A 22,070-nucleotide genomic window follows, 5' to 3' on the forward strand; every position below is an offset into this window, starting at 1 on the left:
GTGGTCTCCTCTCGTGCTCGATTCCGAGGGTGTCGCTCCGCGCCGTAAGGGGGAGAGCGACATGAGGAGACGGTAGGGATACGGTTACGTACGGTGCCACTACCTTGCACCGTCTTGCATGGATTCACCCGAGGGCAGTGAGAGCATCCTCGATGCAGGATTTCGCCGCCCGTCCGTAAACAGCCATCGAGGCAAGGATTCTGAACGCCCGCATGTAGACCGCGATCTCCCCAGGGGTGGTGATGGTGACGGCGGCGGAGAGCAGTTCAGCATTCACCTGTCGGTCGTCGAAGACGGAGAACGCTTCGAGTGGCCACATGAGGCGTGGCGCGCCGAACGGGATGACCCCGAGGCTGACCCGGGCCGCACCCATGATCTCCAGCAGGTACCGCAGTTGATCCTCCATGGCGACCTTGTCGCCAATCGGATAGCGCAGGACGGTCTCCTCTACCACCAGGGCGAAGGTCCGGGAGCCTTCGTGCAGGTAGCGGCTGCGCTGGAGGCGGCTCTCCACGGCGGCATCGACATCATCAGGCGTCTGCTGGAACTCGGTGATGGTGGTCATGAGGGCGCGCGCGTACTCACGGCGCTGCAACATCCCTGGGACGACGTTCGAACAGTAGACACGGATCTGCCGACTTCGCTCGACCAACGGCAGAACCGTCTCCTGGGCATGCTTCATGCCGGTTCGGTGCAGGCGCTTCCACTCGATGTACATCTCGTCGGCCTGCCGGTTGGCGGCTACCAGATCGGCGGCCTTGTCGCCCGCACCACAGGCCTCACACCACGCCCGGATGTCCGCGTCTGAAGGTGGTGTCTTGGCGTTGGCGATCCGAGAGACCTTCGATTCGCTCCAGCCCAGGACGAGGGCCAGGCCATGCCCAGTGAGTCCCGCGTCCGCCCGGAGTTCTCTCAACCGGGTTGCGAGGGCTTCGCGGGCGCTCTGGGCGCTGGACGAGGGAGAGAGGGGCATGGCCTGGTGGTCCGTCGATCACGCTCAGACGCTGTACTTCTCGTGGTCGATGCCCCGTGCCCAGACGGATTCGAAGGCGGAGGCGCACAGCTGCACCACGGCGGAGGCTTCCGTGTGCTGAGGTCCGAGGCCTCCCCCGAAGCCGTCGAACAGGTTGAACCGGGCGAGCTTCCGGTCGAACAGCCAGAAGTCGTTACCGGGGAGTGCGATGTCCGATGCCTGGCTTCGAGGGAGCCAGCGGACCAGCTCGCCGGCGGCCAGGTTCACGCTGGTGATGTGGTGTTCGTAGCGGATGTAGTCGCTCACCGGCTCCGAAACGATCCGGGCTCGCCGGACAACGACTCCGCGCGCGACCGAGTTGCGGATGGCTTCGGTCCAATCCCGCCAGTACTCCGAGTCGGGGTCGGTGTCGACAGGTTCACCGCGATGCCACCTGGTGAACTCGTCGGATTCCTCCGAGACCCCGTATTGGTCTCGCATCTCCAGGTGGACTGCCGAGTGATCGGCGGCGTTCAGCAGCTCAAAGAAGCTCGGAACCCTCTGCGACATCGCAAGCCTTCCTCAGGAGCGGCACAAGCCGTGCCGGGATTCGAATGACCGTCTCGTGAGCGGGGATCACGTTGTCGTGGTCGGGTCCGTGCCCGGCCTTCAGGACAGCAGTGATCAAGCCCTGGTCGGCCGTGTAGCTCTGCACGATCAGGTCGCCCTGCTCGTCGTCCACCCATACGGTGGGACTCTGGTCCTTGCCCGTTTCGGGGTCGATTCCCACGAACCGTACTGCCATGACCACCCCTCCTGTCACGATGCGTGCGCGGCGATGCGTGCCTTGGTGATGCCAATCGTGGTGGCTCGGAACCAAGTTGTCAGGTGTTTGCCGCTTCCGCGCAGAGCAGGGCGGTGGAGTAGCCGGTGCCGGTGCCGACTTCCAGCACGTTCGCGCCGTCGGGGACGTCGAGGTCTTCGAGCATCCGGCGACGACACCAGGGAGGGTGGAGGAGCTGGTCGGCGTGCCGGTGGAGGGGCCTCCGTTCGGCGGGGTGGTCGTGCCGTGGTCGAGCTGAGTGACCCAGGTGGGGTTCTTCTGCACAGACCCGAACTCCCAGGGCGGCGTCGAGTGTGAGACGTTCCACGAGACTGACCGTGACTCTTGGATCGTGCAGCTCAAGAAGCGCGGACCGAGGGTTCGGGATCAGCTCATCGCACTGGCCGACGACGAGACGTTCGGGGAGATGTCCGGGCGGACCATGGATGTGTTCGTACGGAAGTACGTCAGGGAGCGCTGTGGAATTGATCTCGGCATCACGCCGACTTGAGCTGCTGTTCGGCGAGCCCGCTCAGGAGGTCCGGAAGCTTGAGCTGCGGGACTTCTACGAGGTAGATCGCCCGCTGTTCGAGGCGTGGCGCGCAGGCGACCGTGAGACGGTCGAGGAGACGATGGGCGGGCATCGTGGGTTCATGGCCGGGAAGGCCGCCCCGGGCTTCCCCTACCGGCGCGTGCGTGTCGTCTCCGAACCGCTCTCGGAGTACCAGCGGATGGCGATCGAGTTGGCCGACCCCGAGGAACTTCTCCGCTGGCTTCCCCGCTCTCTCGTGTCGGCGGTGCCGTTGCCGGGGAACGACTGTCTGATCCGGGATGACCTGGTGATCTTCAACCTCGTCGGGGGAGACAACCAGCAGACCGAGATCCAGCTCTCGACCGACCCGGACGTGGTCGGGTTCTGCAATGACGCGTTCGAGCGGGCATGGTCGCTCGGCGTCCCCAACGATAGTTACAAGCCCTGACGATATGTCGGACCAAGAGCCATCCGAGTCCGCGAAGCGCTTCCACTCGATGGACATGTCCTCGGCCTGCCGGTGGGCGGCCACCAGATCGCCTTGTCGCCGGCCACACAGGCCTCACAGCAGGCCCGAGATGAGCGCGCGCGACCGCCGGCCGAGAGCCACGGGGAAATTCGGTTGCCGTGGGCCGCCGTCTCGATGATGATCGCCCGCATGGACTTTTGATGACTGCCACGTAGTACGTACCTGTCGCGCGATCGACCTCGGAGCCTGACGACTCGGCCCCGGGGCGTTGGGTCGCGCCCCTCGTGAGCATCCGTCAGAGAGCGATAGCCGCCGAGTGAGTTCGGCATGCCCTCCTGCTGAGTCCTGAAAGCACCCAACACACATGAATACCGACCGCAAGGCCCTGTGGGCCGTGCGTCAGTCCGCCCTGCCCACCGTCATCCGGTCCTGCCCGGACTGTCCCGGCATGCGGCACCGCGCCTCGGGGAAGATCCGCGTCAACGCGAGCGGCAAGCTGCTCGACGTCTGGCTGCTGCTGAGCTGTGCGACGTGCGACCGGACCTCAAAGGTGCCCGTCCACGAACGCGTCCACGTCTCGACGCTGGAGCCGGCCCGACTGGTGGCGTACGAGACCAACGGGCCGGCAGCGGTACGGGAGTTGGTGACGAGCACGTCGCTCGCGGCGAAGAACCGGTACCGGCTCGACTGGACCGGGACGTGGGAGCTGGAGGCCCGGATGCCGCTGTACGCGCTCGACGACCCGAACCCGCTCTCGGTGCAGGTGCGCTTCGAGCTGCCCGCGCCGGTCCGGGTGGAGCGGCTGCTCCAGCTCGGTCTCGGCGTGAGCCGGGCCGAGGTGCGCCGTCTGGTCGCGGACGGCCGGATCCGCCTGCCGTTCGCTCCGGACGTCAAGGCGCACCAGGACTTCGAACTCACCATCCACGGACCCGGTTCCGTCGATGCGGTCAAGCGCGCGAAGTCCCTCGATGTGCCCAACGCCGAACGCACCGACCTGGCTCGGATCGGGCTGCCGCCCGCACCCGGCCGGGAGCTCCCACGCCGGGCCACGGCGCACGCCTGGTAGTGCGTTGTTACGTGGAGCGCCGGGTCTGGGCAGGCTGGCGGCTCGGCGGTTCGCTGTCGGCGTGATTCCGGACGAACTGGCGCTGCCACGTGATGAGTTGGAGGCTTTCGCGGTGGAGGTGTTCACTCCGCTGCGAACAGCCCCGACCTGACAAGGCACTACTGGTCCGCTGGGCGCTCTGGTGTGTCGTCGTGCGCCGGCGCTCGGCAGCCGGGCGGCCCCGCGTGGTGCGCGGGGCCGCCCGGGGGAGCTGCGTCAGAGGGCGGTGGGAAAGTCGTCGCAACGGATGGCGGCGATGAAGGACTTCCAGGCCTCGGGGGTGAAGGCGAGGGCGGGGCCGGACGGGTCCTTGCTGTCGCGGACCGGGACGATGTCGGTGATGCCGTCGGCGACCTCGACGCAGTCGCCGTCGCCGTTGCTGTAGGTGCTCTTGCGCCAGATGGTTTCGTGGGATTGATCTCTCATATGCCGTACTCCTCTGCGACGTTTCTCAGCCGGGTGATGGCCTTCTCGGGCTGTATTGATGAGGCCATGAGTCGGTGAAATACGTCTTCGTGGCGAGCGATCTCGGCCTGGTCCTCGACGTACGTCTTGCTGGTGATGGTCTCGGAGTAGACGATGCTGCCCGGGATGTCGCTGAAGAAGAGGATCGAGAACGATGCACCCATGGAGGCGTGTGCACCAGCTGAGAAAGGGAGCACTTGCACGGTGATGTTCGGGCGTTCATCGGCCAGGTCGGCGATGTGTCGTAGCTGCTCGGCCATGACGGCGTTGCCGCCGACCGGGCGTCGGATGGCGGCTTCGCCGATGATCGCCCAAATCTGAGGCGGGTCTTGGCGATCGAGGATTCGCTGTCGCTCCATCCGTAGAGCAAGTCTGCGTTCGATCTCGCCGGCTGACTCCGTGGGCTGCATGGATCGCATCACATTCCGCGCATACGCCTCAGTCTGCAATAGTCCTGGAAGGAGTTCACACTGAAACGTGAGAATCTTCGTGGCGTCAGACTCGAACCCCACGTACGCCCGGAATCGTTCCGGGACCGCCTCGCCATAGGCGTGCCACCAACCCTGTTGGCGGCTCTGGCGGGTCAGGCTGAGGAAGTGCTTCACCTCATCGGGTGAAGTGACGCCGTAGTGAGCGAGCAGTCTTGCGGCGTCGCGCTCTTGTAGTGGTACCAAGCCGCTCTCGATGCGACTCAGCTTCGAGGCGGACCAACCCAGCGCGGCGGCTACGTCCTTGGCGTTCAGCTCGCGCGATGCACGCAACTTGCCAAGCTCGCCGCCGAGCCTACGCCGCAGCACGATCGGACTGCCCACGCGTCACACTCCCTGGCTGTTCGCTTCCTTGCATAGTCTGCCACCCCTTCGAGGGCCGAATCCTCGCGCTAGATCATGCAATTGCTCGACGGAAGCAGTTGCATGCAATTGCTTCGCGGGTGCATGCTACAGGGAGTAGTCCGGCGGATCGCCTGAGTGATCAAGATCGGATCTGCGGCCGGGCATTCTCGTGCCTTCGCCCGGCCCCTGCATGGCTTCAACCCCGCACCTTGGAAGGTGAATTCGCCATGTCTTCCTCCACCTCCTCCACGATCTGGCTGCCGCGCAGCCGTCGCGCTCCCGTCGAGGCCCGGCGCCGCCTCTCCGCCCTCCTTGCCTCCGTCCCGGACGGGGAGCGGTACTGGGACTCCGGGGCGCTGGTCGTCTCGGAGTTGGTCACCAACGCCGTCCTCCACGGGGCGCCGCCCGGCTATCTCGTCTACCTGGCGCTCGACGTCGACTCCACCCGCCTGCGTGTCGAGGTGCACGACGTCCGGCGGAACCGCAGGCCCGTGCTCGTCGCGCCCGGCGTCACCGTCGAGGCCGGGCGCGGGCTCCAGCTGGTCAAGTCCCTGTCGCACAAGTGGGGTTGCTGCCCGCGGGAGCCGCGCGGCAAGATCGTCTGGTGTGAGGTGGCCGAGTGAGGGCCGATCACGACATCCTCATCGAGCTCCCTGGCCTCAAGCCGCCGGCGGTCCGCACGCTCAACGCCGACACGCTCGACCGGATCTGGGCGTCGATCTGCCACCTGCCGATGTCCCGCTCCCAGCACTACGTCCTGGAGTACCGGCTCACCGGATCCTGCGCCAAGCGCAACGTCATCCGCGACCTCGCCGCCGAACCCGTCCTCGCGCTCGCCGTCGGAGACCGCGAACTCCGCATCAGCTGGGCGAACCCCTCCGGGGAGCCCGCATGACCGACCGCCTCCGGGACTGGTGGTTCCTGCACTGCTCCCGCACCCGCCTCGCCCGCCTGTTGCGCGCCGAACGTCGGCGCCTGGACGCCGAGTTGGCGGGGTGGCTTCCGGAGGCGTCGGCAACCGTCCGGCGGCGCGTCCTCGCCGCGATCGACGATGACCGTCGAGCGTGACGGCGGCCTTCCCCCTGCGTGCTAGGTTTGAACACGTTCAAATAACTGAACGCAGGGGGGATCCATGACTGTCGTGCCGACGAGCGCACGTGTGCTGGCCGCGCTGGCAACCGCGGTCTGCCTGTGGCCGCTGGTCACCGTGACGATGACGTTCGGGGTCGGCGGATCGATCCTGCACGTGATCGCGGCAGTCAGTGCCGCCGCCTGCGCCGTGCCGGTGTTCTACCGCGAGCAGGGCCCGTTCCGGATCGCCTGTGCCGCGGCCGGCGCCGTGGTCGCGGTCGCCTCGCTCCCGCTGCTGTTCGTGGGCAGCCTCGCCGCGGTCGGCCTCGGCGGCTGGTCCGTGTTCCTGGTCTTCCTCTTCCCGACGGCCGCCATCCCCGCCCTGATCGCCGCCTTCCAGCGGGCACGCGGCCGCCAGTTCGGGCTCGTGGCGGCCGCGTTCGGCTGGTTCGCCGCAGTGGCGTCGGTGGCCGGCTGGGTGCTGACCGTCTCCTTCGTGGCGGCCTGGCACCTGCCGGCCTGACACGTCAGCCGGCGAAGTGCTCCCGGAGCGCCGCCAAGCCGGAGGTGAAGACGCCGTGAACCTGCTCGGTGGACTCCTTGTGGTGCTCGGCCGCGACGTCGTAACTCGCGTTCCACTCCACGAAGCTGGCGTTCAGCTCGGTGATCGGGGTGACCCTGAGGGTGGCCCGGTAGTTGTCGAAGTGGAACGTCCCGTCGGGGAAGCTGTAGGTGTGGCTGCGGGCCTCCTCGTCGTAGGCGAGCAGGGTCTCGTACAGCACCGTGCCGTCGAGGTCGAACACCCGCACCGAGCCGATCGCGTTGCCCGGCAGGTCGTTGCCGGGCGTGCTCTCGGGCAGGTGCGGGTGCCAGTGGCCGAGCCGGTGGAAGTCCCCGATCAGCTCCCACACCTGATCGGCCGGGGCCTCCACCACCGTGCTGACCTTCGTTTCCGCCATGGTTCCTTCCGTCCTTCCTGGTGGTCCGTCAAGACGGAACCATCCTCCGGTCCGGATCGGGCCGGGCGCCAGACGGCGTGCGGTCGTGATCGGGGACATCCGGGTCGGGCTGGTGTCAGCCCCAGGTGCCGGTGATGGGCTGGTCGCCGGGGTTGCCGAACTTGATGGTGTGGTCGACGTTGGCTGCGGTGTTGGTGCTCGCCGCGCCGAGTCCGGTGGCGCCGATGCCGAGGGCGGCGGGCGCGGCCACGGAGCGTATGGCGAGTCGTTACGTACGGGACATGGATGGGTTTCCTCCGAGTCGGAGCGAGTGGATTGCTGTGGCGGCCGCGCGGATGAAGAGGGTCGATCCGCATCGGGGCCGCGCGCCCGTAGAGGTCAGGGCGCTTCGCGGGCGGCCGAGGCGGTAATCCGCACAGGCCGCGGGTACTTCGCTGCTGTGCTTCTCGGGTCCTGACGGCGGCGAACCGTTGGGGCGGACGCCCGTACTGCTCTCAGGACCAGCCGGTGTCGCCGGCCGGGGCCGAGCGGCCGATCACGGTCCCCCCTCTCCGGGGTTTTGCCGGATGAACGCCCGTACGTCCTCGACCACGGTCCGCTGCCGGACGTCCCGCGCCGGCGCGGACCCGGCGTCGAGCTCCCGGGCGAGCCGGGCGGCCACCAGGTCGACCAGCACCGCTCCGAGGCGGGACGCCTCGGCCGGCTGGAGGTCGGCGGCCCGCCGGTCCAGGCCGACCAGGAACTCCGCACGGGCGCTGGTCGCCTCGCATTCCCGCGTCCGCCTGATCGCCTCCCGCCACTGCTCGAAGCGATCCTCCGGCCGGGTGCCGGCCTCCTGGACCGTGCTCCCACGTCCCACTGTTCCTACTGTTCCCACGGACAATCTCCACCTCCTCCAGGCAACTTCCGGTCCGGCTTCCGGTGTGCTTCCGGTCAGCGGTGGACCAGTAGGCGCAGAAGACGGACGTAGGGGCTTCGCCGGGCGGGGGTGGCGACCGCGCCCCCGCACGCCCGTACGGCCCGGTCGAGGGCTTCTTCGAGCAGAGCGTCGTGCAGCCGGCGGAAGGCGAGGGGCCAGGTGAGCCGTGCCGGGCCGCGCAGCCGCATGGCGATGGTGTGGCGCAGCCGTGAACCGCCGTCCGCGGGGTCGACGGTGAACTCGTGGAACCCGTGGAACCCGCGCGGCGCGCTGAACCGGAACCGCACCCACCTGCCCGGCAGGTACTGGACGACCTGGTAGCGGACCGGCCCGTGTCCGCCGGAGGCGCCGACCGCGAGCGGGCCGTCGAAGCGCATCCGGGGCCAGTCGGGCGCGGGCCAGAGCCGGTCGTCTGCGCCGGCCAGGCCGTCGATGAGCTCGCCGACGGCCTCCGCCTGGGCCGGGATGCTGCGTTCGTGGATGTTGAGCACGGCCATGCCGTGGCCTCCCTCTGGTTTTGGATGATTCTCTCCAATTGATGTGGAGAGTACTCTCCACTACATGCCCAGACCACCCCGCCACGACGAAGCCTCCCTTCTCGACGCCGCCGTCCGCCTCGCCGCCGCCGGTGGACCGGCCGCCGTCACGATGTCCGCCGTGGCCCGCGAGAGCGGCGCGCCGAACGGCTCCGTCTACCACCGCTTCCCCCAGCGCGCCGCGCTGCTGGCCGAGTTGTGGCTGCGTTCGCTGGGCGACTTCCACGCCGCCTACCTGCCGGTCTTCGCGGAGCACGCCGAACCGCACCGGGCCGCCGGGGCGGCGGCCCGTCAGGTCGTCGCCTGGAGCCGGGCCCACCGCGACCTGGCCGTCGTCCTGCTGCACGGCGCGGAGGCCTTCGGCCGGGCCGAGTGGCCGCCGGAGCAGCAGCAGCGCGAACGGCAGGCCGCGGAGCAGGTGCGGGAGGCGCTGGCCGGGCTCGCCGAGCGGCTCGGCGCCGCGACACCGCTGGACCTCGACCGGGTCAACCTCGCCGTGGTCGGCCTCCCGCTCGCCGTCGTCCGGCGCCACCTGCGCGCGGGCACCCCGCTGCCCGCGCACGCGGAGGAGCTGGCCGAGCGCGGAGCGATCGACCTGCTGCGCGGAGGTACGCCGTAGGACCGTCGGATCGTCACCGGCCCGGTTTGACGGTCCGAGGAACTGCTGTGCTTCGCGTGGCCGTTGGTGCTGGTGTGACTGACGAACCGATCGCCCTCAGCCCGATCACCGAGACCGACCTCCCGCAGTTGGAGGCCCTGCTCGGCGACCCCGAACAGCTGGGCCCGTTCCAGTGGTACGGCTGGCGTGACCCCGGCCGGTTCCGCCGCACCTGGGCCGAGAACGGCCTGCTCTCCGACGAGTGGTCGTTGCTCGCGGTGCGGGCCGGGGGCGAGTTCGCGGGCTTCGTCATGTGGCGCCGGGTGAACGTCGCAAACAACTCCTGGTACTGGAACATCGGCATCCAGCTCCGCGCCGAGATGCGCGGCCGTGGCATCGGCAGCGAGGCCCAACGCCTGCTGGTGGACTACCTGTTCGCGCATTCGCCGGTGATGCGGCTGGAGGCGGACACCGACCCCGCCAACCACGCCGAGCAGCGCGCCCTGGAGAAGGCCGGCTTCCGCCGCGAGGGGATACGGCGCAGCATCACCTTCCGGGGCGGAGAGTGGCGCGACGGCGTCGTCTACGGCCTGCTGCGGACGGACCCGCGTCCCTGAGCGGCCGGGTTTTCCGGAGTCCTGCGGGGTGTGGTCGTGCTGCCCGTGCGGCGGAGGACCCCCAGCGGTCCGCAAGCACGGACAGCCCCCCGGGGTCGGGTGTGAGCCACGGAGCTCACGCCTGACCCGGGTCAGTCGCTGCCGCGTTCGGCGAGGGTGTGGGCGACAAGGGCGTTGGCGTGCCCGTGACCGAGGCCGTGTTCGGACTTGAGCCACGCGACGAGTTCCATGTGCTTGGTCAGGGGCGAGGTGCGGATCAACTCCTTCCACTGCTCGATCGGGCGGCCGTACTTCTTCTCGATCGACGGGAAGTAGCTGGCGGGGCCTTTCACCGGTGCGGTCATGATGCGGTGTCCTGTCTGTCTGAGTGCGGTGGTTTCGAGTTGCGGCTGTGTGTGCGGGAGCGGGAGCCGCTATCGCCGTGAGGTCGGGGCGAGGCCGGCCAGCTGGGCGAGCGCTGCCGTGAGGGCGAGCAGGCCGAGGCCGGCGGCGACGGTGAAGGCCGCGACCGTGGTGGCGGAGCCGGCGAACCCGGCGATGACCACCAGCGGCAGGACGCGGTAGGCCAGGGCCCAGCCACTCCGTCCCCGCGTGGCGAAGTGCCGCGCCAGCGCGAAGAACGCGGCGCACAGCGCGAGGTAGCCCACCGTGCCGCTGAGCATGTGGACCGTTCCGTGCCCACTCAGTACGGCAGGACCGTCCGCGGTGCCGGCCGGGAAGCCCGCGCCGGGGTCCGCCGTGAACACCCCGGCGAGCAGGAAGGACGCGCCGAACATGCCGACCAGGCGCGGCGCCCAGGTGCCGCCGGCGGTGCCGCCGATCACCCGCCGCAGGCCCACCGCGCCGGCGGTGACCAGCGTGCCGGTGACCAGGAAGCTGGCGACCTGGATCCAGCCCAGCGAGCCGAGGCTGAGCTGGCTGATGGCGTTTCGGGTGAAGTCGAAGCCGGTGCGGGTGAGGCCCTCGATCACCCCCACCCCCAGGAACAGCGGACCTGCCGCCGCCCCGCAAGCGAGCAGCGCGCGGGTGGCGAGCGTGGTCGAGGCAGCGCGGCTGGCGAACGGTGCGCGGATCGCCTGCGTCATGTGAAATCCCCCTGGGCCGAGATCGATCTCAGAACTGGACGGTACAGTACTTGCGGAACTGGACGGTACGGTACCCAACGAAGAACTGGACTGTCCAGTACTCTGAGCCGGAAGAGCCAGAAGAGACAGAAGGAGGAGGCATGGAAGCACAGGAATCCGGTGGCCGCTCGGCCCGCAAGCACCAGGCGATCATGGCGGCCGCGACGGCGGTGTTCATGGCGAAGGGCTACGCCGGCACGAGCATGGACGACATCGCCAAGCTGGCCGCCGTGTCCAAGCAGACGGTGTACAAGCACTTCGCCGACAAGGAGAAGCTGTTCGCCGAGATCGTCCTGGCCACCACCGACCGGATCGAGGCCATGATCGACCTGGTGGCCGACATCCCCGCCGACGCGGACTCACTGGAGGAGAACCTGCTCCGGCTGGCCCGCCAGTTCCTGACCACCCTCACCCAGCCCCAGGTGCTCCAGTTGCGGCGCCTCATCATCGCCAATGCCGACACCTTCCCCGACCTGGGCGCCGCCTGGTACCAGCAGGGCTTCGAGCGGGTACTGGCCACCCTGGCCGACACCTTCGGACGCCTGGCCGACCGGGGCCTGCTGCGGATCGAGGACCCGCTCCTGGCCGCCAACCACTTCTCCGGCCTGCTGCTGTGGATCCCGGTGAACAAGGCCATGTTCCACGGCAGCCCGCAGCACAACGAGGCCGAACTCGATCACTACGCCGTTGCCGGCGTCCGGGTCTTCCTCGCCGCGTACCGCTGATCCCGCATTCCGCTCAGGCAGCGGAGTTGCGAAGCCGACTGTCAGGCGACGCCGAACCACTCCTCGGCGAGGGCGTCCAGCGTGCGGGCGGACGGTCTCAACTCCCTGAGGTACCAGGGCAGATTGCTGTACACGTGCAGCAGCGTGTACGCCATCAGCAGGCGGGGGTCGAAGGGGCGGCCGTACGCGGCCAGGAGCCGCCCGAGCAGCTGCCGGTCGCCGCGGGTGGTGAAGAGGCCGACCGCGACGAGGTCGTAGGCCGGGTCGCCGATCATCGCGGGCTCGAAGTCGATCAGGCCGGTGAGGCGCCAGCCGGTGGCCGGGTCGGTGAGCAGGTGCTCGCGCATGAACTCGGTGTGCAGCAGGGCCCGTCGGGGAGTGGCGGTCGGCGGCGGGGCGGCGGCGAGGAAGTCGGGGATCTGCTCGGCCCAGGCCTCGGGCAGGCCGCGTTCGCGCTGCCGGGCGACGGCGCCGGCCCGCTGGCGGGCCAGGAAGGCCGGCCAGTCGCCGGGGCCGAGGGCGTCGGCGAGCGGTTCGGGGTCGAGGGCGTGCAGGGCGGCCAGCGCCTCGCCGCAGTCGTGGGCGATGCGTACCCGGTCGGGCTGCGGGAGGCGCGGCCAGGCGGGGGCGAGGCCTTCGCCGGGCAGCCGGGACATCAGGATGTAGCGCCAGCCGTTGACGTACTCCCCGGCGTCGCGGAGCGCCGGGGTGGGGACGGGCAGCGCGCCGTACAGCCGGTCGAGGACGCGCTGTTCGGTGAGGCCGTCCCGGGCGCTGGCAGCCGGGAACAGCTTGAGGACGTGCTCGTCGCCCACCGCGTAGACCGGGACGGAGCCCTCCGCGAAGCGTTCCAGCGGCAGGCCGCCGACGCCGAGCCGGGCGCACAGGGCCTCGGCGCCGGGGCGCATCATCGACTCGTCGGGGACGACCGCGTCCCACTGCTCGTCCGTCTCCACCACAGGCAGCATGGGCGCACGGTAGGCAGCCCGGACCGGCGGCGGCAAAGGGTTTTCACCGCCCGACGCGACGGCGGCGGAGGGGCTTTCACCGCCCCGGCAGGCGGCTGCCGCAGGCGTCGGCGGCCGGGGAGACCGGTTCGGGCCCGTCGGCCGGGTCGCGGGTGAGCAGGTAGCGGGCGCCGGGGCCGGCCTCGCCGGCGCGGTCGCCGGCGTTGTAGAGGGCGCAACGGGACAGCGAGAGGCAGCCGCAGCCGATGCAGCCGGACAGCTTGAGCTTCAGCAGTTCGAGCTCGGCGATCTGCTCGTCGATCCGGCTCTGCCAGGACTCGGCGACCCGGTCCCACTCGGTGCCGCTGGGGGCGGGGCGCTCGGGGAGGCGGTCGAGGGCGACCTTCGCCTCGTCCAGGGAGAGGCCGACCCGCTGGGCGGCGCGGATGAAGGCGATCCGGCGCAGGGTGCCGCGGGTGTAGCGGCGTTGGCCGCCGGAGGTGCGGGTGGCGTGGATCAGGCCGAGGCTCTCGTAGTAGCGCAGGGCGGACGCGGCGAGGCCGCTGCGGTCGGCGAGTTGGCCGATGGTGAGCAGGTCGGCGTGGTGCGGGCCGGTGGTGCGGCGGCCGTCGGGATGGGCGGTCATGGGAACCCACTGTAACCGCTTGACCTCAAGCTGGCTTTAAGTTGCACCATCGTGGTCATGACGACGAACGCAACCGCCGAAACCCCCACCGAGAGCCGCTTCGAGGACCTGCCGGCCCTGATGGGCCTGATGACCGGCGACGAGAAGCACGGCCCCGCCGCCACCTCCACCCTGGACGCCCTCTGGGTGCTGTACGACCGGGTGTTGCGGGTCAGCCCGGCCGGCGCCGGGGCCCAGGACCGTGACCGCTTCCTGCTCTCCAAGGGCCACGGCCCGATGGCCTACTACGCCGTGCTCGCGGCCAAGGGCTTCATCGACCCCGCGGTGCTGCCGAGCTTCGGCGGCTACGACTCGCCGCTCGGCCACCACCCGGACCGCACGCTGATCCCGGGCGTGGAGATCGCCTCCGGCTCGCTCGGCCACGGCCTGCCGCTGGCCGTCGGCACGGCGCTCGGGCTGCGGGCGCAGGGCCTGACCGACCCGGCGGTGTGGGTGCTGGTCGGCGACGCCGAGTTCGACGAGGGCTCCAACGGCGAGGCGGTGGCCTTCGCCGGGGCGTACGGACTGGACCGGCTGCACGTGGTGGTGATCGACAACTCCTCGGCCACGCACGGCTGGCGGGGCGGGATCGCGGCCAGGTTCGAGGCCGAGGGCTGGTCGGCCGCGACGGTCGACGGGCGCGATCACGAGGCGCTGCACCGCGCCTTCACCGCCGAGCACCCGGGCCGCCCGCACGTGGTGGTCGCCCGGGTCGAGCCCAAGGACTCCTGAGCGCAAGGACTCTGAGCGCAAGGACTCCTGAGCCCGAGGATTCCTGAGCACGTCCCGTACGCACCGAGCCACGACACCACACGACGCACACCCCGAGAGGACCCCCACCGATGGACACCATGCGCGACCGCTTCGTCGACGTCACCACCCGCCTGCTGGACGAGGACCCCCGCCTGGCCGTGGTGCTCGCCGACATCACCGCAGCCGCCTTCGCCCCCGCCCAGGAACGCCATCCCGACCGGGTGGTCAACGTCGGCATCCGCGAACAGCTGCTGATCGGCGCGGCCGGCGGCCTGGCGCTCACCGGGATGCGCCCGATCGCCCACACCTTCGCCAGCTTCCTGATCGAACGGCCCTTCGAGCAGGTCAAGTTGGACCTGGTCCACCAGGGCGTCGGCGCCGTCCTGGTCAGCGCGGCCGGCTCGTACGACTGGCCGGCCGGCGGCCGCACCCACATGTCCCCGGGCGACGTCGCACTGCTGGACACCCTGCCGGACTGGACCGTCCACGTCCCCGGCCACCCGGACGAGGCCGAGCAACTGCTGCGCCACGCCTACGCGGACGGCGACCGCAACGTGTACGTCCGGCTGTCGGCGCACCAGAACGACGCCGCCGTGGCCGTGGAGCCGGGCCGCTTCACCACGGTCCGCCAGGGCTCACGCGGTGTGGTGCTGGCCGTCGGGCCGATGCTGGACGCGGTGCTCGCCGCGACCGAGGGCCTGGACGTCACGGTGCTGTACGCGGCGACGGTGCGCCCCTTCGACGCCGCCGGGCTGCGCGCGGCGGCCGGCGACCGGGCGGACGTGGTGCTGGTCGAGCCGTACCTGGCGGGCACCTCGGCGAACGAGGCGCACGCGGCGCTGGGCGACCGCCCGCACCGGGTGCTGGGCCTGGGCGTGCCGCGCGAGGAGCACCGGCACTACGGCTCGATCGCGGAGCACCTGGCCGCGTACGGCCTGGACGCGCCCGCGCTGCGCGAGCGGATCGGCACCTTCCTCTGGTGAGCGCCGCCGAGCCGCCCGAGCCGCCCGAGCCGCCCGAACCCCCCACCCGCCCGGGCTACCCGGCGACCACGGCGGCCACCGCGACCACGGCCACCGCGTCCGTACCCAACCGCACCGTCGCGCCGTCCAGCGCCGCCGGCCCGAAGGCCGCGACCACCTCCCGCCCGGCGGCCCCCAGCGGCAGCACGGCCTCGGCCGGCCCGAGGTTGACCGCGACCCGGTACGGCCCGCGGTGCACGACGATCCAGCCCGCCGCCTCGTCGTACGACGTCCGCACCGCGCCGAGGTCCGGGTCGGCGAGTTCCGGCCGTTCGCGCCGCAGCCGGATCAACATCCGGTACCAGTCGAGCAGTTCGGCGTGCGGGGAGCGCCGGGGCTCGGTCCAGTCGAGGACGGAGCGCAGGACGGTGGCGGGCTCCTGCGGGTCGGGGACGGCCTCGGCAGCCCAGCCGTGTTCGGCGAACTCCCGTCGCCGGCCCCGGCGGACGGCTTCTGCGAGGTCCGGGTCGGTGTGGTCGGTGAAGTACTGCCAGGGGGTGGCGGCGCCCCATTCCTCGCCCATGAACAGCATCGGGGTGAACGGCGAGGTGAGGACGAGCGCGGCGCCGCAGGCGAGCCGGCCGGCCGGGAGCGTGGTGGAGATGCGGTCGCCGAGCGCCCGGTTGCCGACCTGGTCGTGGGTCTGCAGGTAGCCGAGGAGGCGGTGGCCTTCGCCGGTGGGGAACGGGCGCCCGTGGCTGCGGCCCCGGAAGGAGGACCAGGTGCCGTCGTGGAAGTACCCGCGGGTGAGCGTCCTGGCGACGGCGGCGAGCGGTTCGCGGGCGAAGTCGGCGTAGTAGCCCTGGGATTCGCCGGTGAGCGCGCAGTGCAGGGCGTGGTGGAAGTCGTCGTTCCACTGGGCGGTGAGGCCCTGGCCGCCGGCCTCGCGCGGGGCGGTGGTGCGGGGGGAGTTGAGGTCGGACTCGGCGACCAGGAACAGCGGCCGGTTCGTCGCGACCGCCAACTTCCCGACCTCGTCGGAGAGTTCTTCGAGGAAGTGGACCGCCCGGTCGTCCGCGAGGGCGTGCACGGCGTCCAGTCGCAGCCCGTCGATCCGGTAGTCGCGCAGCCAGGCCAGTGCGCTGCCGATGAGGTAGGCGCGCACCTCGTCCGAGCCGGGCGCGTCCAGGTTGACCGCGGAGCCCCACGGGGTGTGGTGCCGGTCGGTGAAGTACGGGCCGTACGCGGGAAGGTGGTTGCCGGACGGGCCGAGGTGGTTGTGCACGACGTCCAGCACCACGCCGAGGCCCTTGCGGTGTGCCGCGTCCACGAAGCGTTTCAGCCCCTCGGGCCCGCCGTAGGGCTCGTGGACGGCCCAGAGCGAGACCCCGTCGTAGCCCCAGCCGTGCTTGCCGGGGAACGGGCAGACCGGCATCAGCTCGACGAAGTCGACGCCCAACTCGACCAGGTGGTCCAGGTGTTCGGCGGCCGCCTCGAAGGTACCGCGCGGGGTGAAGGTGCCGATGTGCAGCTCGTAGAGCACTGCTCCGGGCAGGGCGCGGCCGCGCCAGCCGGTGTGCGACCAGTGGAAGGCGGCGTGGTCCACCCGGCGGCTGGGGCCGTCCGGGCCGTGCGGCTGCCAGGCCGAGCGCGGGTCGGGCAACGGCGGGCCGCCGTCGAGCCGGAAGGCGTAGTCGCCGTCCGGCGCCTCGCCGGACCACCAGCCGTGGCGGTCGGCGCAGCGCGTCAACTCGTGGGCGGAGCCGTCGACTTCGACGGACACGCCGGTCACGGCGTTGGGCGCCCACACCTGGTAGGCCGGCATCAGCCCCTCCTCGTCAGCAGCGCCACCGGGTGGACCGCCAGCAGCTCGGCCACCGGTACGGCCCCGGCCGGGAAGCTGCGCAGGGTCAGTTCGTCCGTCCACGCCCCGCCGGCCGGCAGCTCCAGCACGGTGTCCCGCCAGCCGCCCGCCCGTTCCAGCCCGTACGGCAGCCGGGTGACGGCGGTGACCACGTCGTCGCCCCGGGCGAAGGCCAGCAGGTGGTCGCTGGAGACGTCGACGACGGGCAGCGGCCGGTACGGGCCGAGCGGGCGGGAGCGGCGCAGGTGCAGCGCGGTGGCGGTCAGGTGCAGCTTCTCGCGGGCGAGGTCACCGGGGCGCGCGGTGGCCGAGTCGGTGAGCCGCACGGCGAGCGCGCCGAGGTCCACCGGGGCCCGGTTGTCCGGGTCGACCAGGGTGTACAGCGGCTCCTCGCTGCCCTGGTAGAGGTCCGGCACGCCCGGCACGGTGAGGTGCAGCAGGGCGGCGGCGAGGGTGTTGGAGCGGGCGTACGGGGCGAGGGCGTGCACCCGGCCCTCGATCCGGGGGAGCAGCCCGGGGTTGCCGTACACGGCGCGGGCCCGGTCCTCCAGGGCCTGCTCGTAGCGGGGGTCGGGGGCGGTCCAGGAGGTGTGCAGCTTGGCCTCGCGGACGGCCTTGAGCAGGGCGGCGACCAGTCGGTCCGGGGCGATCGGCCAGGCGGCGACCAGGGTGTGCCAGAGCAGCCAGTCGGCGTCCCGGTCGAGGGCGGGATGGGCCGGGCCGGCCGCGGTGGACCAGGCGGCGGCCTCGGCGGCCCAGGCCGCGGGCTGCTCGGCGAGGACGGCGAGCCGGGCGCGGGCGTCGGCGCTGCGCTTGGTGTCGTGGGTGGAGAGCACGGTCATGGAGTGCGGCCGGTCGCGCTCCTGCCGGCGGCACCAGTCGTGGAACTCGGCCGGGTGCAGCCCCGGCCGGGCGGGCTCGCCGCCGACCTCGTTGAGCCCGGGCAGGGCGTTCCAGCGGTAGAAGGCGGTGTCCTCGACGCCCTTGGCGGCCACCGCGGCCGCGGTCTGGGCGAAGCGCACGCAGAACTCGTCGTGGTCCGGGCCGCGCCCCAGCCGGCCGAGCGCCAGCGCGGCCACCAGCCGGTCGGTCGGGTCGGCGGAGCCGTCCAGGGCGGCGTGCATCTGCTGCTCCGAGGCCGCGGGCACCGGCTCGCCGGGCCGGGCGTACGGCCGGTAGGCCGGGTAGCCGGTGAGCAGCCGCCCGATCGCCGCGTGCAGCTGTCCGGGCGCGTGGTCGGCGTGCGCGGGCTCGACGGCGCCGATCCGCAGCGCGATGCGGACCAGCCGCTCGACCTCGGCGGCCAGTTCGCCGTCCGGTCCGGTCATCTCGGCCCGCCCGCGCCGGGCGGCGGCGATCGCGGGGTGCGGGTCCTCGCACGGGTCGTGGACCGGGCCGCCGTGCAGGAAGGACTCGTACGCCCCGGCCAGCCGGCAGGCGCCCGCGTGGTCGGTGAGCACGCCGTCGATGCGGCGCAGCGCGTCGTAGCCGGTGGTGCCGGCGACCGGCCAGTCCTCGGGCAGCCGCTCCTCGCCGGCGAGGATCTTCTCCACCACGGTGTAGGCGCCGCCGGTGGCGTCCGCGAGGCGGCGCAGGTAGCCGCGGGGGTCGGCGAGCCCGTCCGGGTGGTCGATCCGGAAGCCGTCCAGGACGCCGTCGGCGTGCAGCCGCAGCAGGACGGCGTGGGTGGCGGCGAAGACCTCCGGGTCCTCGACCCGCAGCGCGATCAGCTCGTTGACGGTGAAGAAGCGCCGGTAGTTGAGCTCGGTGCGGGCCAGCCGCCACCAGGAGAGCCGGTACCACTGGCGGGCGAGCAGGTCGGGCAGCGGCAGGTCCTCGGTGCCGGGGCGCAGCGGCAGTTCGTGCCGGTGGTAGCGCAGCACCCCGTCGTCCACGGTCAGCTGGTCCAGGACGGCGCCGAGCCGGTCGCCGAGCAGCGGCAGCAGCACCCGGCCGCGGTCCGGGGCGTCGGCGGGGCCGGGCTGGGCGTCCCAGTCGATGTCGAACCAGCGCGCGTACGGGGAGTCCGGTCCGTCGCGCAGCACCTGCCACAGCGGCCGGTTGAGCCGTTCGGGGGCGGGCACGGCCATGTGGTTGGGCACCACGTCGGCGATCAGCCCCAGCCGGTGGCGGTGGGCTTCGGCGGCGAGGGCCCGCAGGGCGTCCTCGCCGCCGAGCTGCTCGCTGATCCGGGTGTGGTCGACGGTGTCGTAGCCGTGGGTGGAGCCGGGGACGGCCTCCAGCAGCGGGGAGAGGTGCAGGTGGGAGACGCCGAGGGCGGCCAGGTAGGGGACGGCGGCGGTGGCGTCGCGCAGGGTGAAGCCGGGCTGGAGCTGGAGGCGGTAGCTGGCGGTGGGCACGTTGGGCACGGCGGCGGGCGCGGCGCTGGGCATGCCGGAGGGGACGGGGGCGGCCGGGCGGGGCTGCGCGGGCTCGGCGGCGGAGGTCATAGCTCCATAGGTACCCGGGGAGCCCGCCGCCAAGACCCGCTGCTGACCCGAACAGGTGACCTGATTCGAACGGGTGACCGATCGCGGATGCCGTGAGCCCACTACGCCGGCCGTTGCAGCACCATCAGCGAGCGGTCGATGAGCCACAGCGTGTCGCCCGCCTTGACCCGCGCCCCCGTGCCCGGGGCCGGCAGCCGGGGCTGGGCGGTGTCCACCACGACCCGCCACTCCTGCCCGTGGCCGGCGGGCACGGTGAACTCCAACGGCTCGAAGTGCGCGTTGAACATCAGCAGGAAGGAGTCGTCGACGATCCGCCCGCCGCGCCGGTCCGGTTCGGAGATGGCGTAGCCGTTGAGGAAGACGGTCAGCGACTTGGCGTAGCTGGCGCCCCAGTTGCGCTTGGTCATCTCCTCCCCCGTCGGGGTGAACCAGGCGATGTCGGTGAGGTCGTCGAACCCGCCGGAGGCGGACACCGGCCGGCCGTGGAAGAACCGCCGGCGCCGGAACACCGGGTGGTCGCGACGCAGCCAGATCATCCCCTGGGTGAACTCCAGCAGCCGCGCCTGCGGGCCGTCGCCCTCGGGCCAGTGCACCCAGGTGAGCTCGTTGTCCTGGCAGTAGGCGTTGTTGTTGCCCAGCTGGGTGCGGCCGAGTTCGTCGCCGTGCGAGAGCATCGGCACGCCCTGGGAGAGCATCAGGGTGGCGATGAAGTTGCGCTGCTGACGTGCCCGCAGCTCCTCGACGGCCGGCTCGGCCGCCGGGTCGGGGACGGGGCCCTCGACGCCGCAGTTCCAGGAGCGGTTGAAGGACTCGCCGTCGCGGTTGTCCTCGCCGTTGGCCTGGTTGTGCTTGTCGTTGTAGGAGACCAGGTCGCGCAGGGTGAAACCGTCGTGGCAGGTCACGAAGTTGATGGAGGCGATCGGGCGACGGCCGTCGTCCTGGTAGAGGTCCGAGGAGCCGGTGAGCCGGGAGCCGAACTCGGCGAGGGTGGCGTTCTCGCCGCGCCACAGGTCGCGCACGGTGTCCCGGTACATGCCGTTCCACTCCGTCCACAGTGGCGGGAAGTTGCCGACCTGGTAGCCGCCCTCGCCGAGGTCCCAGGGCTCGGCGATCAGCTTGGCCTGGGAGACCACCGGGTCCTGCTGGACCAGGTCGAAGAAGGAGGAGAGCCGGTCCACCTCGTGGAACTGCCGGGCGAGGGTGGCGGCGAGGTCGAATCTGAAGCCGTCCACGTGCATCTCGGTGACCCAGTAGCGCAGCGAGTCCATGATCAGCTGGAGCACGTGCGGGCTGCGCATCAGCAGGCTGTTGCCGGTGCCGGTGGTGTCCTCGTAGAAGCGCTGGTCCTGGGCGAGGCGGTAGTAGGAGACGTTGTCCAGGCCGCGCAGCGAGAGCGTCGGGCCGAGGTGGTTGCCCTCGGCGGTGTGGTTGTAGACGACGTCCAGGATCACCTCGATGCCGGCCGCGTGCAGGGCCTTGACCATCGACTTGAACTCCTGCACCTGCTGGCCGCGGTCGCCGGTGGAGGAGTAGGAGGAGTGCGGGGCGAAGAAGCCGATCGTGTTGTAGCCCCAGTAGTTGGCCAGGCCGAGGTCGCGCAGCCGGTGGTCGCGGACGAACTGGTGCACCGGCATCAGCTCGATGGCGGTGACGCCGAGCTTGGCCAGGTGCTCGATCACCGCCGGGTGGGCCAGGCCCGCGTAGGTGCCGCGGATCTCCTCCGGGATGCCCGGGTGCAGCCGGGTGAGGCCCTTGACGTGGGCCTCGTAGATGACGGTGCGGTGGTAGTCGGTGCGCGGCGGGCGGTCGGTGCCCCAGTCGAAGTACGGGTTGATCACCACCGAGTGCATGGTGTGCGGGGCGGAGTCGAGGTCGTTGCGGCGCTCGGGGGCGCCGAAGTGGTAGCCGTAGACCGACTCGTCCCAGTCGATGTGCCCGCTCATCGCCTTGGCGTACGGGTCCAGGAGCAGCTTGGCGCTGTTGTGCCGCTGGCCCAGGCCCGGGTTGTACGGGCCGTGCACGCGGAAGCCGTACCGCTGGCCGGGCTGGACGCCCGGGAGGTAGGCGTGCCGGACGAAGGCGTCCGTCTCGCGCAGTTCGACGGCGGTCTCGGAGCCGTCCTCGCCGAGCAGGCACAGCTCGATGCGGTCGGCGCTCTCGGAGAACACCGCGAAGTTGGTGCCGGCCCCGTCGTAGGTGGCGCCGAGCGGGTAGGGCGTACCGGGCCAGACCTGCATGGCTCCTCAACTTCCTTGCTGCAAACCGAAACTGGCGTGTAGTCCGACGATAAGTCCGGCGCGGCCGGGCAGGTGCCGCGCTCGCGCGCCGTGACGCACGGCACAGCGCATACTTCCCGAGCCCTCCCCCGGCGGCCGGGAGAACCGGCCCGGGTTGGTCCGAACGAGTGGCCGACGGGTATTCCTGTGAAGATCGGGGCCCCTGGTGCCGGCGGGTACTGCCCCTGGCGCAGGCGAGGGTGCGGGCGTGCTGCGGGCGGGGTGCGGGCACGGGCTCGGGCGGGAGTCGACCGGCGGGCCCGCCGGAGCCGTCGACCATCCGGCTGCGGGCCGCTCTCGGCGGGCAGTACCCTTGATCGTCCGGCCGCCCCGGCCGACCGGTGCTTGTCAACGGCCCGTCAACGGCCCCCGCGCCCGCGGGGGTCAGCCGCAGATGAGGTGGCG

General features: G+C 71.3%; 28 protein-coding genes and 1 pseudogene. 12 read left to right on the top strand and 17 right to left on the bottom strand.

Translation table 11 applies throughout. From position 1 onward, the window contains the following. Positions 1 to 124: 124 nt before the first annotated feature. The 4 genes and pseudogenes from BX285_RS14695 to BX285_RS14710 form a co-directional block, all read right to left on the bottom strand. Positions 125 to 973 carry a helix-turn-helix transcriptional regulator gene (locus tag BX285_RS14695; protein ID WP_097238388.1) on the bottom strand — a complete coding sequence of 283 codons (849 nt, stop codon included), beginning with the start codon at positions 971 to 973 and terminating at the stop codon, positions 125 to 127. 24 nt (positions 974 to 997) lie between these two features. Further along, positions 998 to 1,522 (bottom strand): DUF6879 family protein, encoded by a 525-nt coding sequence (locus tag BX285_RS14700; RefSeq protein ID WP_097238389.1) that lies wholly within the window; start codon positions 1,520 to 1,522, stop codon positions 998 to 1,000. Beyond that, positions 1,494 to 1,757: a hypothetical protein gene (locus tag BX285_RS14705; protein WP_097238390.1), complete on the bottom strand. Its 264-nt coding sequence runs from the start codon at positions 1,755 to 1,757 to the stop codon at positions 1,494 to 1,496. Before BX285_RS14705 ends, BX285_RS14700 begins: the two co-directional genes overlap by 29 nt. Before the next feature lie 100 nt (positions 1,758 to 1,857). Beyond that, positions 1,858 to 2,039 (bottom strand): annotated as a pseudogene (locus BX285_RS14710) (methyltransferase); the annotation flags it as partial. Here BX285_RS14710 and BX285_RS36835 point away from each other — a divergent pair. The 3 genes from BX285_RS36835 to BX285_RS14720 all read left to right on the top strand — a co-directional run bounded on the left by BX285_RS36835 (position 2,035) and on the right by BX285_RS14720 (position 3,842). Next, positions 2,035 to 2,286 (top strand): hypothetical protein, encoded by a 252-nt coding sequence (locus BX285_RS36835; RefSeq protein ID WP_143685821.1) that lies wholly within the window; start codon positions 2,035 to 2,037, stop codon positions 2,284 to 2,286. The pseudogene BX285_RS14710 and the gene BX285_RS36835 overlap by 5 nt on opposite strands. Continuing rightward, entirely contained in the window at positions 2,255 to 2,755 is a 501-nt protein-coding gene (locus tag BX285_RS14715) for a DUF6879 family protein (protein ID WP_097238391.1), read from the top strand. The genes BX285_RS36835 and BX285_RS14715 overlap by 32 nt, the downstream gene beginning before the upstream one ends. A gap of 385 nt (positions 2,756 to 3,140) precedes the next feature. After that, positions 3,141 to 3,842 carry a DUF1062 domain-containing protein gene (locus tag BX285_RS14720; protein WP_121175360.1) on the top strand — a complete coding sequence of 234 codons (702 nt, stop codon included), beginning with the start codon at positions 3,141 to 3,143 and terminating at the stop codon, positions 3,840 to 3,842. Positions 3,843 to 4,097: 255 nt separating this feature from the next. Here the strand turns inward: BX285_RS14720 and BX285_RS14725 are convergent, their stop codons facing one another. Beyond that, the gene (locus tag BX285_RS14725) at positions 4,098 to 4,307 is read right to left on the bottom strand and encodes a DUF397 domain-containing protein (protein WP_121175361.1); all 210 of its coding nucleotides are present in this window, start codon (positions 4,305 to 4,307) and stop codon (positions 4,098 to 4,100) included. Then, on the bottom strand, positions 4,304 to 5,158 hold the full coding sequence (locus BX285_RS14730; RefSeq protein ID WP_121175362.1) for a helix-turn-helix transcriptional regulator: 855 nt from the start codon (positions 5,156 to 5,158) through the stop codon (positions 4,304 to 4,306). Before BX285_RS14730 ends, BX285_RS14725 begins: the two co-directional genes overlap by 4 nt. A gap of 248 nt (positions 5,159 to 5,406) precedes the next feature. Here BX285_RS14730 and BX285_RS14735 point away from each other — a divergent pair, with 248 nt between their 5' ends. From BX285_RS14735 to BX285_RS14745, 4 genes are all read left to right on the top strand, one after another. Further along, positions 5,407 to 5,802 (top strand): ATP-binding protein, encoded by a 396-nt coding sequence (locus BX285_RS14735; RefSeq protein ID WP_121175363.1) that lies wholly within the window; start codon positions 5,407 to 5,409, stop codon positions 5,800 to 5,802. Beyond that, positions 5,799 to 6,074, top strand: coding sequence for a hypothetical protein (locus tag BX285_RS14740; RefSeq protein WP_097238396.1), 276 nt, complete (start codon positions 5,799 to 5,801; stop codon positions 6,072 to 6,074). The genes BX285_RS14735 and BX285_RS14740 overlap by 4 nt, the downstream gene beginning before the upstream one ends. Further along, entirely contained in the window at positions 6,071 to 6,247 is a 177-nt protein-coding gene (locus BX285_RS37315; RefSeq protein ID WP_183107074.1) for a hypothetical protein, read from the top strand. The genes BX285_RS14740 and BX285_RS37315 overlap by 4 nt, the downstream gene beginning before the upstream one ends. Positions 6,248 to 6,311: 64 nt before the next feature. After that, on the top strand, positions 6,312 to 6,773 hold the full coding sequence (locus BX285_RS14745) for a hypothetical protein (protein WP_143685822.1): 462 nt from the start codon (positions 6,312 to 6,314) through the stop codon (positions 6,771 to 6,773). A 4-nt stretch (positions 6,774 to 6,777) separates the two neighbouring features. On the opposite strand, the gene BX285_RS14750 is transcribed toward BX285_RS14745, so the two are convergent. From BX285_RS14750 to BX285_RS14760, 4 genes are all read right to left on the bottom strand, one after another. Next, entirely contained in the window at positions 6,778 to 7,209 is a 432-nt protein-coding gene (locus tag BX285_RS14750; RefSeq protein WP_179852910.1) for an SRPBCC family protein, read from the bottom strand. A gap of 115 nt (positions 7,210 to 7,324) precedes the next feature. Then, a complete protein-coding gene (locus BX285_RS38360) occupies positions 7,325 to 7,459 on the bottom strand; it encodes a hypothetical protein (protein WP_257032836.1) in 135 nt (44 codons plus the stop codon). A gap of 285 nt (positions 7,460 to 7,744) precedes the next feature. Next, positions 7,745 to 8,068, bottom strand: a complete 324-nt coding sequence (locus BX285_RS14755) for a hypothetical protein (protein ID WP_183107075.1) — start codon at positions 8,066 to 8,068, stop codon at positions 7,745 to 7,747. Between the two features lie 74 nt (positions 8,069 to 8,142). Further along, positions 8,143 to 8,625 carry an SRPBCC family protein gene (locus BX285_RS14760; RefSeq protein WP_121175365.1) on the bottom strand — a complete coding sequence of 161 codons (483 nt, stop codon included), beginning with the start codon at positions 8,623 to 8,625 and terminating at the stop codon, positions 8,143 to 8,145. Positions 8,626 to 8,689: 64 nt separating this feature from the next. Here BX285_RS14760 and BX285_RS14765 point away from each other — a divergent pair, with 64 nt between their 5' ends. Both BX285_RS14765 and BX285_RS14770 read left to right on the top strand, forming a co-directional pair. Further along, on the top strand, positions 8,690 to 9,283 hold the full coding sequence (locus tag BX285_RS14765; RefSeq protein ID WP_097238402.1) for a TetR/AcrR family transcriptional regulator: 594 nt from the start codon (positions 8,690 to 8,692) through the stop codon (positions 9,281 to 9,283). Positions 9,284 to 9,357: 74 nt separating this feature from the next. Beyond that, a complete protein-coding gene (locus BX285_RS14770) occupies positions 9,358 to 9,879 on the top strand; it encodes a GNAT family N-acetyltransferase (protein ID WP_121175366.1) in 522 nt (173 codons plus the stop codon). Positions 9,880 to 10,010: 131 nt separating this feature from the next. On the opposite strand, the gene BX285_RS14775 is transcribed toward BX285_RS14770, so the two are convergent. Together BX285_RS14775 and BX285_RS14780 are read right to left on the bottom strand one after the other, a co-directional pair. Continuing rightward, the gene (locus BX285_RS14775) at positions 10,011 to 10,223 is read right to left on the bottom strand and encodes a DUF4287 domain-containing protein (RefSeq protein WP_097238404.1); all 213 of its coding nucleotides are present in this window, start codon (positions 10,221 to 10,223) and stop codon (positions 10,011 to 10,013) included. Between the two features lie 69 nt (positions 10,224 to 10,292). Beyond that, the gene (locus BX285_RS14780) at positions 10,293 to 10,964 is read right to left on the bottom strand and encodes a DUF998 domain-containing protein (RefSeq protein ID WP_121175367.1); all 672 of its coding nucleotides are present in this window, start codon (positions 10,962 to 10,964) and stop codon (positions 10,293 to 10,295) included. A 140-nt stretch (positions 10,965 to 11,104) separates the two neighbouring features. On the opposite strand from BX285_RS14780, the gene BX285_RS14785 reads away from it, so the two are divergent. Beyond that, positions 11,105 to 11,728, top strand: a complete 624-nt coding sequence (locus BX285_RS14785) for a TetR/AcrR family transcriptional regulator (RefSeq protein ID WP_121175368.1) — start codon at positions 11,105 to 11,107, stop codon at positions 11,726 to 11,728. 41 nt (positions 11,729 to 11,769) lie between these two features. On the opposite strand, the gene BX285_RS14790 is transcribed toward BX285_RS14785, so the two are convergent. Then, positions 11,770 to 12,696, bottom strand: a complete 927-nt coding sequence (locus BX285_RS14790) for a phosphotransferase family protein (RefSeq protein ID WP_183107076.1) — start codon at positions 12,694 to 12,696, stop codon at positions 11,770 to 11,772. Between the two features lie 76 nt (positions 12,697 to 12,772). Continuing rightward, the gene (gene soxR, locus BX285_RS14795; RefSeq protein ID WP_097238407.1) at positions 12,773 to 13,321 is read right to left on the bottom strand and encodes a redox-sensitive transcriptional activator SoxR; all 549 of its coding nucleotides are present in this window, start codon (positions 13,319 to 13,321) and stop codon (positions 12,773 to 12,775) included. A 57-nt stretch (positions 13,322 to 13,378) separates the two neighbouring features. Between soxR and BX285_RS14800 the strand changes: the two genes are divergently transcribed. Further along, positions 13,379 to 14,092 (top strand): thiamine pyrophosphate-dependent enzyme, encoded by a 714-nt coding sequence (locus BX285_RS14800; protein ID WP_097238408.1) that lies wholly within the window; start codon positions 13,379 to 13,381, stop codon positions 14,090 to 14,092. A 110-nt stretch (positions 14,093 to 14,202) separates the two neighbouring features. Then, positions 14,203 to 15,096 (top strand): transketolase family protein, encoded by an 894-nt coding sequence (locus tag BX285_RS14805; RefSeq protein ID WP_121175369.1) that lies wholly within the window; start codon positions 14,203 to 14,205, stop codon positions 15,094 to 15,096. A gap of 55 nt (positions 15,097 to 15,151) precedes the next feature. Here the strand turns inward: BX285_RS14805 and treZ are convergent, their stop codons facing one another. From treZ to glgX, 3 genes are all read right to left on the bottom strand, one after another. Beyond that, a complete protein-coding gene (gene treZ, locus BX285_RS14810) occupies positions 15,152 to 16,900 on the bottom strand; it encodes a malto-oligosyltrehalose trehalohydrolase (RefSeq protein WP_121175370.1) in 1,749 nt (582 codons plus the stop codon). Next, positions 16,900 to 19,332 (bottom strand): malto-oligosyltrehalose synthase, encoded by a 2,433-nt coding sequence (gene treY, locus BX285_RS14815; protein ID WP_121177515.1) that lies wholly within the window; start codon positions 19,330 to 19,332, stop codon positions 16,900 to 16,902. The genes treZ and treY overlap by 1 nt, the downstream gene beginning before the upstream one ends. Before the next feature lie 158 nt (positions 19,333 to 19,490). Then, positions 19,491 to 21,626 carry a glycogen debranching protein GlgX gene (glgX, locus tag BX285_RS14820; RefSeq protein WP_121175371.1) on the bottom strand — a complete coding sequence of 712 codons (2,136 nt, stop codon included), beginning with the start codon at positions 21,624 to 21,626 and terminating at the stop codon, positions 19,491 to 19,493. Positions 21,627 to 22,070 lie beyond the last annotated feature (444 nt).

The organism is Streptomyces sp. 1114.5, from assembly GCF_003635085.1.
Taxonomy (GTDB): Bacteria; Actinomycetota; Actinomycetes; order Streptomycetales; family Streptomycetaceae; genus Kitasatospora.